Origin of the sequence: Trichocoleus sp. FACHB-46 (assembly GCF_014695385.1) — a bacterium.
Taxonomy (GTDB): domain Bacteria; phylum Cyanobacteriota; class Cyanobacteriia; order FACHB-46; family FACHB-46; genus Trichocoleus.
Map to the genome: position 1 here is coordinate 70,252 of NZ_JACJOD010000024.1, position 14,953 is coordinate 85,204.

At 48.5% G+C, this 14,953-nt stretch carries 14 protein-coding genes; 7 read left to right on the forward strand and 7 right to left on the reverse strand.

Going from position 1 to position 14,953, the window contains the following annotated elements:
- Positions 1-13: 13 nt before the first annotated feature.
- The 3 genes from H6F72_RS14195 to H6F72_RS14205 all read right to left on the reverse strand — a co-directional run bounded on the left by H6F72_RS14195 (position 14) and on the right by H6F72_RS14205 (position 1,272).
- A complete protein-coding gene (locus tag H6F72_RS14195; RefSeq protein ID WP_190436588.1) occupies positions 14-397 on the reverse strand; it encodes a hypothetical protein in 384 nt (127 codons plus the stop codon).
- Positions 398-517: 120 nt separating this feature from the next.
- Positions 518-835 (reverse strand): hypothetical protein, encoded by a 318-nt coding sequence (locus H6F72_RS14200; protein ID WP_206755441.1) that lies wholly within the window; start codon positions 833-835, stop codon positions 518-520.
- 218 nt (positions 836-1,053) lie between these two features.
- Positions 1,054-1,272 carry a hypothetical protein gene (locus tag H6F72_RS14205; RefSeq protein ID WP_190436593.1) on the reverse strand — a complete coding sequence of 73 codons (219 nt, stop codon included), beginning with the start codon at positions 1,270-1,272 and terminating at the stop codon, positions 1,054-1,056.
- A 251-nt stretch (positions 1,273-1,523) separates the two neighbouring features.
- Here H6F72_RS14205 and H6F72_RS14210 point away from each other — a divergent pair, with 251 nt between their 5' ends.
- The 5 genes from H6F72_RS14210 to H6F72_RS14230 all read left to right on the forward strand — a co-directional run bounded on the left by H6F72_RS14210 (position 1,524) and on the right by H6F72_RS14230 (position 8,279).
- Positions 1,524-2,588 carry a threo-3-hydroxy-L-aspartate ammonia-lyase gene (locus H6F72_RS14210; RefSeq protein WP_242016940.1) on the forward strand — a complete coding sequence of 355 codons (1,065 nt, stop codon included), beginning with the start codon at positions 1,524-1,526 and terminating at the stop codon, positions 2,586-2,588.
- A 394-nt stretch (positions 2,589-2,982) separates the two neighbouring features.
- Positions 2,983-3,315, forward strand: coding sequence for a hypothetical protein (locus H6F72_RS14215; protein WP_190436596.1), 333 nt, complete (start codon positions 2,983-2,985; stop codon positions 3,313-3,315).
- Between the two features lie 111 nt (positions 3,316-3,426).
- Positions 3,427-3,984, forward strand: coding sequence for a hypothetical protein (locus tag H6F72_RS14220; RefSeq protein ID WP_190436598.1), 558 nt, complete (start codon positions 3,427-3,429; stop codon positions 3,982-3,984).
- Positions 3,985-4,032: 48 nt separating this feature from the next.
- Complete coding sequence (locus H6F72_RS14225; RefSeq protein ID WP_190436601.1) at positions 4,033-6,108, forward strand: dynamin family protein; 2,076 nt, start codon at positions 4,033-4,035, stop codon at positions 6,106-6,108.
- 98 nt (positions 6,109-6,206) lie between these two features.
- Positions 6,207-8,279 (forward strand): dynamin family protein, encoded by a 2,073-nt coding sequence (locus H6F72_RS14230; protein WP_190436604.1) that lies wholly within the window; start codon positions 6,207-6,209, stop codon positions 8,277-8,279.
- Positions 8,280-8,308: 29 nt separating this feature from the next.
- Here the strand turns inward: H6F72_RS14230 and H6F72_RS14235 are convergent, their stop codons facing one another.
- The gene (locus H6F72_RS14235; RefSeq protein ID WP_190436608.1) at positions 8,309-9,004 is read right to left on the reverse strand and encodes a manganese catalase family protein; all 696 of its coding nucleotides are present in this window, start codon (positions 9,002-9,004) and stop codon (positions 8,309-8,311) included.
- A 383-nt stretch (positions 9,005-9,387) separates the two neighbouring features.
- On the opposite strand from H6F72_RS14235, the gene H6F72_RS14240 reads away from it, so the two are divergent.
- Positions 9,388-11,067 carry a dynamin family protein gene (locus H6F72_RS14240; RefSeq protein ID WP_190436611.1) on the forward strand — a complete coding sequence of 560 codons (1,680 nt, stop codon included), beginning with the start codon at positions 9,388-9,390 and terminating at the stop codon, positions 11,065-11,067.
- 32 nt (positions 11,068-11,099) lie between these two features.
- Here H6F72_RS14240 and H6F72_RS14245 read toward each other — a convergent pair whose 3' ends face one another.
- Both H6F72_RS14245 and H6F72_RS14250 read right to left on the reverse strand, forming a co-directional pair.
- Positions 11,100-12,167, reverse strand: a complete 1,068-nt coding sequence (locus H6F72_RS14245; RefSeq protein ID WP_190436613.1) for a hypothetical protein — start codon at positions 12,165-12,167, stop codon at positions 11,100-11,102.
- 108 nt (positions 12,168-12,275) lie between these two features.
- A complete protein-coding gene (locus H6F72_RS14250; RefSeq protein ID WP_190436617.1) occupies positions 12,276-13,946 on the reverse strand; it encodes a tetratricopeptide repeat protein in 1,671 nt (556 codons plus the stop codon).
- A gap of 195 nt (positions 13,947-14,141) precedes the next feature.
- Here H6F72_RS14250 and H6F72_RS14255 point away from each other — a divergent pair, with 195 nt between their 5' ends.
- The gene (locus tag H6F72_RS14255) at positions 14,142-14,423 is read left to right on the forward strand and encodes a hypothetical protein (RefSeq protein WP_190436621.1); all 282 of its coding nucleotides are present in this window, start codon (positions 14,142-14,144) and stop codon (positions 14,421-14,423) included.
- 6 nt (positions 14,424-14,429) lie between these two features.
- Here H6F72_RS14255 and H6F72_RS14260 read toward each other — a convergent pair whose 3' ends face one another.
- On the reverse strand, positions 14,430-14,912 hold the full coding sequence (locus H6F72_RS14260) for a VOC family protein (RefSeq protein ID WP_190436623.1): 483 nt from the start codon (positions 14,910-14,912) through the stop codon (positions 14,430-14,432).
- Between the last annotated feature and the right edge of the window lie 41 nt (positions 14,913-14,953).

Here is a 14,953-nt window from a genome sequence, read left to right on the forward strand (position 1 = left end):
GCGGGAACTGCGATCAGCGCGATCGTGGGGCAGGGTTAGCTTTTTCTAGCTGAGTCATGCGAGCTTCTACATTCGTCACTCGCTCTTTTAACTCAATCAGCAACGTTGCCAAACGGTCCAAAATGGGTGTGGTTGCAGGAGTTGGCCTGGGTGGTGTAATAGCAGGTGCTGCAGGACGACTAGGCTCAGGTAGACGGGTGCCAGAGCGACTCAAACTGTAGATTTGCGCCTCTAAACGGCTGATCTCAGCTCGGAGTTGATAGCCATCTGACTCTAACCGGGCCAAACGAGATTCTAGTAGGGCTGTGGATTGAGCTGCCAAACGCCCTGGCAACAGCACTAACCCCACGATGACTAAACCCGTAAAACCTAGAATTTTCAGCCAGCGACGATTCATAGAAGTTGCCCCTTAAATAGATTCGGGATTGACTTCAGGAGGCAAGTCTGGAGCAGAGGGAAGCAGCCATACAAGTACCTATCAGTCGTATGGTCAACAGGGGAAACCTTAGCCGATCGCTTAGCTGCCAGATCGCTCTAGGGGAGCTTGATTCGTTTGGGGCGTAGGTGCTGTAAAAGCCAAGTTCCAAGTAGAAGTCACTCCTAGCATGCAAACACCCGCAACCAGCCACGCTAAGGCTACCTCAATGCGATTAGGTTTAGATGCCAGAGTGGTGGGCGAAGCCGCGATCGCCAGTTGCATAATTGGGGGCTTGTGGTCAGATAGCTCTAAGGATTCAGGTTCGGTATAAGGCTCTAGCGCTTGTCTGTAGGCGGGAGAAATGAGGGGACGAGGACTAACTGCAAGCTTGTTTTCCGAAGGGGACACAGGGAACATATAAAACAGGGATTTAATAGAAGCTATTTTTAGATTTAACTTGAAGGCAAGTAGCCTAGCCTCCTTCAAGTGAGACAGGTTCAGCCTTACCCAGTCTCTATCACAGGCATAGTACAAGGTGTCAAAATAATGTTGTTAGCGACACTCCAGATAGAGACCTTGCAAGTGCTGCCTGAACGAGTCCCAATGAGCCTGCTGCGAAGAAAATTTAGACCACCTCATTGGCCTGGCTGCTGTTGTTGCTTTTCGGGGTCAATTTGCTCTCGCTCTGACGCTTTCTGCTGAGCATCTTGAGCGGCATTTTTAACTTTATTCACTGGAGGTAAGCCTGGCGTTGTTGCTTGCGGCGGTTCACTCTCAGTTGCACACCCAATCGTCAATACCACGAACACTAAAGCGATCGCTCCGTGTCTCAATCTGTGTACAAGTTTGGGCATCCTGCTCCCCTAGAACCAGAACCTAGCTCTAGCATACCCATTAACTGGCCTTCAGTGGATCTATCTAGGTATCGAGGACAAATCACATCTACTTGTGATGATCTTAACGCATCCTTATATGGGTCAGCCGTGCCCCAGTGGAGATGCCATTGCTAAGCTATTTAGCTGAGCCTGATTAGCTGAACCTGGGGCGCTCGCCACTAGCAGGTAACCTTCATTCAACTGGTTGTAGAAACTACCGCAATCCCGGTATGACTGATTCTGAACCGATGGCAACCCCTGACTTACCTACCCCGCTCGGGCCTTTGTTAGTCACCTATGACGACATTACTAGTGCGGCTCAAAGGCTAATGGGCCAAGCAACACGGACTCCTGTAATCACTTCGCAAACTGTCAACCAACGCACTCAGAGCCAAGTTTTCTTTAAGTGCGAAAACTTTCAACGCACAGGCTCATTCAAGTTTCGAGGAGCCTATAACGCTCTGGCCCAACTGACAAAAACCCAGAAAAAGCAAGGTGTTTTGGCTTACTCCTCTGGGAACCATGCTCAAGCGATCGCCCTAGCGGGAAAAATTTTAGAGATTCCCACGACGATTGTGATGCCAGAAGATGCGCCAGCGGTGAAGCAAGCAGCCACGCGAGAGTATGGGGCAGAAGTAGTGCTTTACAACCGCCAAACCACTTCACGCGAAGAGTTGAGCCAAAGCTTAGTTCGCGATCGTGGCCTCACCTTAATTCCTCCGTTTGATCATCCTCAGGTTGTGGCAGGGCAAGGGACTACTGCGAAGGAATTAATTGAGGAAGTGGGACCACTGGATCTCCTGTTGGTGTGTTGTGGCGGTGGAGGATTGCTGTCTGGTTGCGCGATCGCAGCTCAAGCTCTTTCGCCTCAATGCCAAGTAATGGGGGTAGAACCTGCCCGCGCCGACGATGCTACCCGCTCTTTTTATACCCGCACACTGCAAACAGTTCACAATCCGGATACAGTAGCCGATGGAGCCAGAACGCCTGCTTTAGGCCAGGTGACGTTTCCTTTGGTCTTGCACTACGTCCATGACATGGTGACGGTTTCAGAAACAGCAATTTTACGAACCATGTTTTGGCTCTGGGAACGCCTCAAGATTGTGGTGGAACCCACAGGAGCGCTAGCGGCAGCGGCTTTACTAGAGGGAGTGGTTTCTGTCCCTAATGCTCGCATTGGTGTGATCATCAGTGGCGGCAATGTAGACCTGAGCCAAGTCGGGCCACTGATGGCTAAGGTGAGAAAAAAGCCCAAGTCAGAAAAACCCTTACCCCTAGCCAGAGAGCTGAGTTAGACGGCTCAGTGAGTGCTTCTCCATCTTCAGTCCAGCAAATTTTTTCTATGAGTAGAGATCGGGAAAATCGCTGATCTGAGAGGGCAATCGCGCGGATATAAATCAGGAGATAGAAACTAGGAGAAGCATTATGGGTCTGGGTAGAGCGCACCACCACGCGACCACATCCGATTCCAGAGGCATTGTTACAGGGTTTTCGAGTTCAAGTGCGATCGCCTAAGTGATCTTAAAGATTTGGTTAAGTAACATCCCCCTTTAGAATGAAAATTTTTAATTTAGTCTAGGCAGTGCCCGGTCGGGAAGGCTAAGGTTGTGGAGCAGTTCCTTGCCTGCTTCAGATCCAAACCTGGGTTAGGCATCTACTCACTCCACCCCGTCAGGACTTTCACGACCCATGAACCCTAGCAGTAACCCAGAAGAAGAATTGCGACGGCGAGAAAAAGAATTGCGAGAGCGAGAACATGCCTTGCGGCTCCGGGAGCTAGAAGCTGAAATCAATCAAACACATCAGCCCCCTCTCTATGAAACCGCGAAACACCAGCCATCTAAAAAGTCATTGCAGCAATGGTCCAAGCAGCTGGTGAATGTGGCTCAGTTTATGGGCATTGCAGTTGCAGTGATCATCACGATTCGGATTGCAACCTGGCTCACGGGAGTGGTGATTGTGGGAGGAGTAGCTTGGGTCGCGTACAAACTGTTTTTTGAAAGCGATCGCGCTAGACGTTGAAAATAGCTACGTTTCGAGGCAGCAGCTACTAGACAAGAATCAATCGAGACGTTCCCTCTCTAAAGCTACTTTTACAACGCCCTCTTCCTCCCCTTCATAGGGGTTTTACCCATGAAAAACTGGCCTGCTTGGATTCCGGTACCGAGTGCATGGATGAGCGCTGTACTGTTGGTTTTGCTGACGGGTAGCCTTGCTTTTGCAGTGAAACTAATTTGGCAAATGGGCTATTTTATGGCTCGATTCCTGCCACCTGTGGCAATCTCCTTTGGCGTGTTGGCGCTGCTCTCTCCCATTGTGATCATTGCGATTTTTCATCATTTATTACACCTATTTCTCGATCGCTTCTTTCCCGAAACGCGATCGCCTGAAATGGAGCCCAATTTAGGGTTTTTTCCCAGCCTCATGAGTTGGTGGGAAGGCGTGATGGGATGGTCAGCCATTCTATTAGCGACTTTGGCAACCGTTGGGATTGTGGGCCCCTTCTTGCCCACTTGGCGATCGCTTTACCCCTTATATTCCATGTTTTTAGCTTGGGATAAAACTCACTATTTATTCACGATTCCGACAGTAGTTTGGGTGATTGCGGCTGCCTACATTTATCACTTCGAGCATGTAGTTCGTCATCATCTGATTGCAGTTGGGGCAGCAAATCGAGCGAATCGACGTTAAACCAAGATTCCATTTAGGCATCAAGTTATTTCAATTGAGGCAGGATTCATGAGCGTCAAAGTTGAGGCGGAAGGTTTGTTACTCGATCTAGATCGAGTTGCTAGAGTGCGGCATCAAATGGCTCAACATTTAGACAATATTTCGGGAGCCTTGAGTAGAGCTGAGGTCGAGAGTAGCCAAGCTTCTGGCAAGCTGGAGTTAGACGGAGAGATTCAAGATTTAAACCTCACTAGCCAGAACTTACGCCAAGGTGTGTTCCGCTTGCTAGTTTTGGGAGATATCAAGCGGGGTAAAAGCACATTGCTCAACGCCTTGATTGGCGAGAACCTGCTGCCCAGCGATGTCAGCCCTTGCACTGCTCTGCTAACTGTATTGCGCTATGGCCCGGAGAAGCAAGTTACGGTTTACTTCAAAGGCGATCGCCCGCCTGAGCGCCTAGACTTCACCAGCTTCAGGCAAAAGTACACAATAGATCCGAGCGAAGCCAAACAGCTAGAGGAAGTCAAGCAACTCGCTTTTCCCCAAGTTAGCCATGCTGTGGTGGAATATCCTTTACCCTTCCTGGAAAAGGGTGTGGAGATTGTTGATAGTCCTGGACTAAATGACACCGAAGCACGCAACGAATTATCGCTTAGCTACATCAACAATTGCCATGCGGTTCTGTTTGTCTTCCGAGCTTCCCAACCCTGCACCCTAGACGAACGCCGCTATTTAGAGAATTATCTCAAAGACCGAGGGCTCACCGTTTTCTTCTTGATTAATGCTTGGGACGAAATTCGTAAAAGCTTAGTTGACTTGGATGATGCCGATGAACTGCGAGAGGCAGAAGCCAAGCTACGGCAGGTGTTTCGCACGAACTTAGCGGAGTATTGCCGCGTCGATGGTCAAGATCTGTATAACCAGCGCGTCTTTGAACTGTCCTCACTTGATGCTCTGCGTCGCCGCCTCAAAGATGCTGCCGACCCGCTAACCGGAACAGGTTTCCCGGAATTTGAAGCCGCGCTTAGTCGCTTTCTGACTCAAGAACGTGCTGTGGCAGAACTGCGCCAAGCGACGACCCTGGCTCGCCAAGCCTATAACCATGCTCACGAAGCGATCGCCCGTCGTATCCCCCTGCTCGATCAGGATGTGCAGGAACTAAAGGAACGCCTGAAGTCTGTGGAGCCAGAATTTGCCAAACTGAATGAGATTCGCGATCAGTTCCAAGCGGAAATCCGAGAGCTACGCGATCGCAAAGCCAAGGAGATTGCGACTGATTTCTGCTCCTACATTCTCAATTTAGGCACCACGTTCGACACTGATTTCTTGCGCTATCAACCAGGCATTAGTTTTTGGGATTTTCTCTCTCAGGGACGGCGAGAAGAGTTTAATGCTGCTTGTCGGCAAGCGTTTGAGCGTTACATCAACGAAAAGATTGTAGCTTGGCAACGTACGGCTGAGCAGGAAATCAGTACCGCCTTTGCTGAGCTGGGTAGAAGTGCTGCCAGCTATGGCACTGATTACAACCGCATCACCGACACCATCACTGAGAAGTTGATTGGGCAAACCATCTACACAGGCAACGCTTCATCAGAAAATAACTCTCCGACTTGGGCGAGATGGGCGATGGGATTCTTCTCCCTAACATCGGGCAATATTGCTGGGGTGTTTCTGGCGGGAGCAGGGTTTGATTGGAAAAACATCCTGGTCAACTATATTGCGGTGATTGGTATTACCAGCTTTCTAGCGCTGTTTACAGGTGCCTTTATTGGGCCGATTGGTATTATGTTGGTCGGTTTAGGAATTGGTGCTTTGCAACTGGATCAAGCTCGCCAAGAGTTTGTTAAAGCTACGAAAAAAGAGTTCGTCAAACATCTTCCTGATATCGCTCGTGATCAATGGAACCCAATCAATCAACTGATCAAAGATTGCTTTGATGCTTATGAGCGAGAAGTAATGAAGCGGATCAATGATGATATTCAAGCACGCAGAGCTGAACTGGACAATTTAGTAGCGCAGAAGGAATCCCATGAGATTAATCGAGAAGCGGAAGCCAAGCGTTTACAAGCCTTAGACGCAGAAGTATTGTCTGAAATCCGTACCGTTGAATCAGTTTATAACTCCATGTTGCTTCTATCCGTTTAGCTGTGATCAACGATTAGGGATATGTCAATTCCTGACTGGCTGGCGATCGCGTCTACTTTTAACTGCTCATTTCGCTCCACTAAAAAATATCAACAACCATGAGTGCCAAAATTGAAGCGACAGGATTTCTCAACGATTTAGATCGCGTGGCTCAAGTGCGATCGCAGGTCGCCAACTCTTTGGGCCGCATGGTAGATACTCTGAAACAATCCGAGCTAGAGGGAGCCAGTAGTTCGGGGCAGCTCGGTTTAGAACGTGATATCGAAGATCTCGCTGTAGCCAGCAAAAACTTGCAGCAGGGCGTATTTCGGCTGTTGGTATTGGGTGACATGAAGCGGGGCAAGAGTACCTTCCTGAATGCGCTGATCGGAGAAAACCTGTTACCTAGTGATGTCAATCCTTGCACCGCTATCCTCACAGTGTTGCGCTACGGGCTGGAGAAGAAAGTGACAGTGCACTTCAATGACGGCACTCGTCCAGAACAGCTCGACTTCAAAACTTTTAAGCAGCGCTACACAATTGATCCAGGAGAGGCTAAACAACTAGAACAACAGAAAAAACAGGCTTTCCCCAACATCGATTGCGCGATCGTAGAATACCCGCTTCCCCTACTGCAACGTGGGGTAGAAATTGTGGACAGTCCGGGGTTGAACGACACGGAAGCGCGGAATGAGTTATCTCTCGGATACATCAACAACTGCCATGCGATTCTATTTGTCTTACGGGCTTCTCAACCTTGTACGTTGGGTGAACGCCGCTACCTAGAAAACTACATCAAGGGCCGAGGTCTGACGGTTTTCTTTCTGGTGAATGCTTGGGACCAGGTGCGGGAAAGCTTGATTGACCCTGATGATACTGAAGAATTAGAAGAGGCCGCAACCAAACTACGACGTGTTTTCAAAGCCAACCTAGCAGAATATTGTGTGGCTGATGGCTATGACCTCTACGAAGAACGGGTATTTGAGTTATCTTCGCTCAAAGCCCTGCGCTTGAGAGTCAAGAATCCAGACGCTGCTCTCGCTGATACAGGCTTCCCAGAGTTTATGGGCGCACTGAACATCTTTTTAACCCAGGAGCGAGCCATCTCTGAGTTGCGGCAAGCCAGAACTTTAGCGCGGCAAGCAGCTACTCATGTAGGAGAAGCGATCGCTCGGCGCATTCCCTTGCTCGATCAAGATGTGAATGAACTTAAACAACGAATTAACTCGGTAGAACCAGAGTTCGTCAAACTCACCGAAATTCGCGACCAGTTTCAAGATGAGATCCGCAACTTGAGAGATCGTCGAGCTAGAGCGATCGCAGACTCTTTCCGCACCTATGTGTTGAACCTGGAGCATACCTTTGAGCAAGACTTTTTGCAGTACCAACCGAATCTGCAATTCATGGACTTTTTCAGTCAAGGCAAGCGAGAAGCATTTGCAGCAGAGCTAGAGAAATCCTTTCAGCAATATGTCAATGACAAGTTCTGCGCCTGGAGCCTCACCGTCCAAAAGGATATGGAAGCTGCCTTTACCCAACTCTCCAGCAGGGCTGCGAACTATGGTGCCTCTTATACCCAAGTCACCGACCAAATCACGGCCAAGTTAACCGGACAAAAGATCCAGACTCGCACCAACGCCTCAACTGAAGATGATTCTCCTGCTTGGGCGAAGTGGGCAATGGGTTTAGTCTCTCTCGCCAGAGGTAATTTAGCAGGCGTGGCAATGGCGGGAGCAGGCTTCGATTGGCAAAATATTTTGCTCAACTTCCTGACTGTGACCAGCATTGCCGTGGTGGCGTCGTCTATGTTCGGTATTATGCTCGGTCCCTTGTGGCTGGGCTTAATTGGCTTAGGAATGGGAGTGGCGCAAGCCGATCAATCCCGCAAAGAATTGGTAAAAGCCACGAAAAAAGAGCTTGTGAAACATTTGCCGCAGGTGGCTCAAGAGCAGTGGCAACCCATTTACAGTGCAATCCAAGAATGTTTTGATTCCTACGAGCGCGAGGTGATTAAGCGCATCAACGACGATATTCAATCGCGTAAAGCCGAGCTAGAAAACCTCTTGCAACAAAAAACGTCCCATGAAATTAATCGTGAGAATGAAATCAACCGCCTCAAAGGAATTGAAAAATCTGTCCTCTCTGACAGTCAAAACGTTGAGACGGCTTATCAAAACTTACTCAGGGTTTAAACGCGATCGCGTTTTCCCGTTCTTCAGACTTATTTAGCAGAAGTATTTAGCGGATCAGCCACATATTCGAAGGTAGGCTCAGAGTTCCAGGGGCCACGTTCGTCTGGCTTATCCCCATCCGTCGATAAGTTGAAGTAGAGTGCTACAGTCTCATCTGGCTGGATGTTGCCAAACATCGGATCAGTGAGTTTGCCCATAGAATCTAGCGCTTTCATAAACATCTGCGTGTGCGAAATTTCGCGTGTCAACAGATGAACGAGGGTTTTTTTGGTTCCTTCATCGGTACATAACTTGATCAACTCTTCGTAGGTTTGACGAGCACCCGCTTCTGCGGCAATATTTGCTCTCAAGTCACGCACCACATCTCCGCCTTCGTTCAAGTAGCTAGCAGTCCAGTTGTTTCCTTGACTATCTAGAAAATGAGGCCCCTTACCGCGCACTGCAAAGAGCGTACTCTTGTAGGCTTCTGTTTGGTCCACATCTTTTGTATGAACTTCAATCAATTTGCCTACCATTTCGAGGTGGCTAAATTCCTCGATCGCGATGTCTTGCAGCATGTCTCGAATCCCGGCATTCTCCACATGGAAAGACTGCACCCAGTACTGCAAGGCGGCTGAGAGTTCTCCGGTGGCTCCACCAAACTGCTCTAGCATCAACTGAGCAAACCGAGGATCGGGCTCATTAACCTGAACTGTATGAATGGGTTCTTTTTTATGAAAAAACATAATCTTGGCCTCAGGCTCCTAATAAATTCGGTGCAATGAAATTAAGAGATATCTCAAAATTCACTGTGGATTTTCACAATCCTGCGTTCAGCTTAGGAGGCCTTACAGATTCATTCGTACCGCTGGAGGTATAGTTAATCGAAATAATTGATTTTCCTAAAGGGAGTATAAATACTTGCCTGAGCGCACTCTCTCCCCTTTTTTTAACAAAATTTTCAGCCAAAATTCCCTTCAAATTCTGAGCAAAAATATCACTTTAATACAAGTATTGATGAGGCTCTTTGCGATCGCTTCCCCAGACGCTCCTAAAGACACTTCCACAGACATTTCTAGACAAATTTTTTGAGATTGATATCTTATAAACAGGCGTTCAAGTCAACCGTATGCAGTCACCCAACGCTTCCCAGAATTTACTAACGACGCTTAAAACAGCGGTAGGTCTGCTGGACTTAGAACCCAATTCACCCTTGAAGCAAGATGTCATCGCAGTTTGCGATCGCCTAACCAGTTCTGATTTTCGCATCGCAGTATTCGGCCCCTTCAACTACGGCAAATCCACGCTGCTGAATGCCCTACTCGGTGAAAAAGCTTTACCCATTGACCTGATTCCTACCACAGGCGCAGCGATTCGAGTTAAGTACGGCTCTGACTTATCCACTCGGATTTTGTTGAGCAGTGGCGCTGAGATCTGCGAAACGGGCACCGATGTTTTGAAGCGATTTGCCACCTTAGATGATCAGCGGCGGATGCGAGAGGATGTGGCTGCGGTTGAGGTGTACTGTCCCCATCCTTTTTTGCAAACAGGCGTAGAGCTGCTAGATTTACCCGGAACTAACGATCGCGAAGCTCAAGATGCCTTAGTGAAAGACCAACTCTTAACCGCAGATCTGGTCGTGCAAGTCTTGGATGGCCGCAAACTAATGACCTTGGGAGAGCGAGAAAACCTGCGGGATTGGTTGCTCGATCGCGGCATTACCACGGTGGTATTCGTCGTCAATTTCCTCAACTTACTGGAAACCGACGACCAAAAAGAAGTGTATCGGCGCATGCGATTTGTCGCTGAGAGTTTTCGTTCACAATTACCTCCGGGTGTTAGCAATCTATATCGTGTCGATGCCTTACCTGCCCTGAGATCCCGCCTAAAAGGAGATATGGCAGCGGCTCAGACGGCAGGACTCCCTATGTTTGAATCTGCTTTGCAGAGCATTGTCCAAGCACAGCGTGGTCAGAGCGAACCTCGTTTACCGCGTGTAGTCGTGTTAGCGAACCAAGTACAACAAGCCTTACAAGCTAAGCGAGAAGCGATCGCCCATGAAATCGCCACAGCAGAACAAACCCGCAACAAAAAAGTAGAAATCCGCCAAAAAGTCCAAAAACTGATCAAAGATGGGTTTCTCGCCAGTGCTACTCAATGCCGCGATTGGCTATCTCTCCCTAACCTGCTCGATCGCTACCAAGCCGATGTTGCCGACGCTCTCCAGAGATTTGACTTCGTTACCTGGGAAACCAACACACTGAAACCTGGCTGGAACGAGCAAAAGCGATCGCTCGCCGCATGGGTTTACAAAGCTTGTGATTTTCTCAACTGTCCTCGACCCACAGATCCGTGGTTTGCTTTCCCTGAAGCGCCTCAAGTCTTCCTGACACAAGACCCACCCACAACCAAAAGCTCCAGTTCATCGAGTGATTCTACACCTGTCGCGATCGCCACTGGGCTAGGTTGGGTGTTAGGAGGCCCATTAGGAGCCGCAGTTTTAGGAGGAGCCAGCTATCTGCTCAATCAAACCACTGATACTTCCGCCTCGACATCGCCCACTTCTGCCGCAGCTTACACAGTCCAAACTCAGCAAGCTTGTTCGGAGGCTGCGAAAGATTATTTAATTCGCTTCAGCACTCTGGCTTTGGCAGCACTGCGCGACTACGAAATCACCGCCGAGCAAATCTTCAATTTCTCTGTACCCGTCGAACCCCTAGAACTTTCCCACCAACGCCATCAACTGCGATTGCTAGACTCGACGTTAAACAACCTCAGTGATGCTCTTGCTAGCTGTATTACAACCTAAAGATAGTGCTGTAAACTGCAACCAACTCCGCATTATTTCTGAGGATTACTTAGCTCAGTCACAGACTTATTGGTGAGTTGTACCATTTGCAGCAAAGCAATAGAGAGAAACAGGGAGGCTCCATTTTTAGCGACAAAAAACCAGGAAGATAGATTTTCCTCACTGCCCAGTCTCACGCTTACTCTATAAACTTGATCTAACAGGTTAGAAGTAATCAGGGCAATGTAGAACCACGGTAGCCATTGGCGTATAGCGATTGCTCGTTGCGCTAGACTCTTGCCTTGAGACTTTAGATGCTCTGCTAGCGTGGTAAAGATATTCCAGATTCCCCAGAGGCTGTACAAAGGAATTACAAATCGAGCGATCGCTCCCCCACCAGAAATCGGATAGCGCTGGAAGATGTGTTTCAGTCTCGCATGGGTTTGGTGTAGCCAAACTAACATCAAAAGCAACGCGGTTAAATACACCCAGCCACTGAAACTATCTAGGGGTGACCATAAATTGTAAATGAGCTTGATGACTGCATTAATTAAGCTTGCCAAGAATCCTGTAGCATCGGCAATCCCCAGCAAATTGTAGACATAGTATGAGGTAGCCCAAACGATAAAGTAGACGACGAATAAAACATCAAGGCTTAGGCGCACCCATAGGCTAGTCATGAGCAGCCTACTTAACCAAATCAGAGCCTTAGGTTGAGGTAGTTTTGCCCCTGTTACGTTCTGAGATACATCAGAAGCAATCTTGGAAGACTGACGCGCTGAAATATCTGACGCAGTATCCGTGACAAAATCATCGCTGGGGTTAGTCTCGATCAAATTCAAGGTTTGGCTCCAAGCTGGCATCGTTTGACCGCTTCTTTGCCCATATACCTGAACCGTTTCTAGCCCTGGAACCTGCAACTTAGCAATTCCTTGATCAATGAACCGAATCATGATTTGTTGATCGGGCAGCTGATCCGACTCCAGCAACACTCGGAGAGAGCCTTCCTTGCGGTTCACTTTTGCTGTGATGCCCTTACTTTGCAGCGAACGGTTCATCAACTGGGCGATCGCCTGGGGGTCTCCTTGTTTTGCTTGTGCTAAAACCTCTGATTGCGTCATGGCATATCTCGCTCATTGATGATGGCAAACCAAGGCATGTCCCACCTGTACCCTGCGTTCTAAGGCACTACAAATCCTATCTGTAGGAATCCCAATTCTGTCCAACTTTTATCGACCCAATTTTTGCAACAACTCTCGCTTTGTCCTTTCTACAGCCGGAAAAGAGCCTGCTTGAATGGCTTTATCGTAAGATGCTAAGGCTTCTTCATAGCGTCCTAGCGTCTCTAGTAATAGACCTCGGTTATACCAAGCCCAACCAAACTCCGGATCAACCTGAGTAGCTTTATCGTAGGAGGCTAGAGCTTTCTCATACCGCCCTAGATCTGATAAATTCCAACCCCGACTATTCCAAGCATCCACATCTTTGGGATCGATCTGCACAGCCTTATCTAAAGCCATCAGATTCAGTTCCTGTGAATTAGCTACTGTATAGGATAACAAGCTAGCTTGGTAGTACCAAATTCCTGCTTGTTTCAGCTGAGTTTGCCGTCTTGTATCTTGATTAGCGGTTGCTTCTCGGTACCATTGCCACTTACGCTTTAAGACAATTTGAGCGACTGTCACCGAGTTACGATCCTCGTTAGTCCTCAAAGCTTTAGTGTATGCTTGCATCGCATCCTCATACCTTTGCTGACTCGCCAAGATGTGCCCTCGTACCAGCCAAACCTCACCAATGGGGCCTTCTGCTTGCAGCGCTCGATCTGAAGCGGCTAAAGCATCCTCAAATCTTTGCAACATTGCTAAAGTTGCGCTCTTAGCTCGCCAAGCACCGCCATAATTAGGCTTAACCTGAGTTGCTTGATCGAAGTCAGACACAGCTTTCTCATATTGCCCCATCTGCACTAGCACCAGTCCACGGTTATACCAAGCTTGCGGAAAATCTGGCTTAAGCTTAATGGCTTGATCGCAAGCAGCAACAGCTTCAGTCGAACGATTCAAGGTAAATAAAGCACCACAGCGGTCTTTCCAACCCTCAGCAAATTTTGGGTTAATTTCGAGAGCTTTGTCAGCCGCCAGTAAAGCATCATCATCGTACCCTAGTCGGCGTAGGGTCAGGCTACGACCACTCCAAGCAGCAAAATCAGCAGGGTTAATCTCAGTAGCTTTTTCATAAGCGCTCAAAGCTTCAGAGTGACGATTTAACCCAGCTAAGGCTTGGCCTTTGCGATACCAAGCTTCGTGGTTGTTGGAATCAGTTCGCAGCTCTCGCTCTGCCTCTGCCAATGCTGCTTCATGGGACTTGATGTTCTCTTGACTTAAACCTGTTGGTGCTTGTTGTTTTCGCATCAACGCTGCAATGTCACGTTGCACATACACCAAGGACCAGCCTACAACCACGACAGCCGCAACACTGGTGAGTACTAGAGCGGGAATCTGCCATTTTGCTAAATGTTGCTGTAACGGTTGCTGGGAGGGTAACTCTGGCTTAGCAAAGGCTGGTGCTATAGAGGTAAGTGGAGTCTTTGGATCTGGAACCTCAAAACAAGTAGCATTGGATTCAAAGCTACGAGTCCAATCAGGAATTGCCTCACCTTTCTGCCTACCGTATATCTCAACTCGCTTCCAGGACTCAGACTCTAACTGAGTAAGTCCTTTTTGAATTCCGCTCACTAAGGTAACAGGAGGTACTTGAGCAGACTCTAATAGAATCTTTAAACATTCCTCCTCTAAGGCAACCGTTGCTTCGATGCCTTTAGTCCGCAAGGAGCGATTAATCAACGCTGCGATCGCTGTAGGGCTTCCAGACTTCGCTTGTTCCATTAGGCTGACTTGTGTCATAACAAAGGCACCTTTCCCAGCTCAGATTACGAAGCTGCTTGTGATCATATCTACTGATCACAGTTGTAGTCTAGCTGACAGCTATCCTACTTATGCTTTGGCTCTGGCAAGAACAGATGAATATGCTTAAGGGTGATGCGGCAGCGAGAATTACTTGGATAGGCTAGAAGGTAAAACCTCCTATAGAAACCTTTTATGCATACGACCCAAGATCCGTTTCAGAAGGCCAACTATTTCTTTAGAAAAGCCGACTATGTGAAATGGCATCGGCAGCAAAGTAAGCAACAAATTCTGCGATCGCAAGTTGGGTTTATTGAGACTGCACCCTCTCGTCCGAAAGCTTGCCAGGGTTGCGCTCACTACCACGGCGTGGCTTACGGCACTGCTTACGAGAGCCGACATATGTTGATTTGTGGGTTCCATCCCTATGGTTGGGGCAACCAAGGGACTTGCCCTGACTGGGAAGGCGGCTTCTAAGGCAGTTTAAGCGCTGGTATCTGGATCTGTATCTGGGTCGCAGCGAATCTCAATTAAAAAGCCATCGGGGTCATAAAAGTAGATGCCGCGTCCGGTGGGGCGGGTGACTGGGCCTTCTGCGATCGCGACTTGATTTTGGTGCAGTACTGCCACAGCTTGATTAAATAATTGCGGCTCGATATCAAAGGCTAAATGATTGGCACGGGTAAAGCCTCGACTAGGATCTAGATCGGGTGGTGTGAGATCTGGCTCCCAAAACAAATCGAGCACAGTACCATCAGGCATGACAAAATTAGCAACTTTCCCTGCTTCTACAAGCGATCGCAATGTACTTGGAATCGCATCTCCGGTTAGCTCTTGTAGCCCTAACAAAGTGCCATAGAACTGTCGCGAGGCTTGCAGATCTTGCACATTCAACGCGATGTGATGCATGCGACGCAGCATACCAAGAGCCAAAGTGGGGTTGCAGGTAGAGAAACTAGATTGCATAACGAGCACCATTCCATTCAGAACATATTGCCAGAACGATC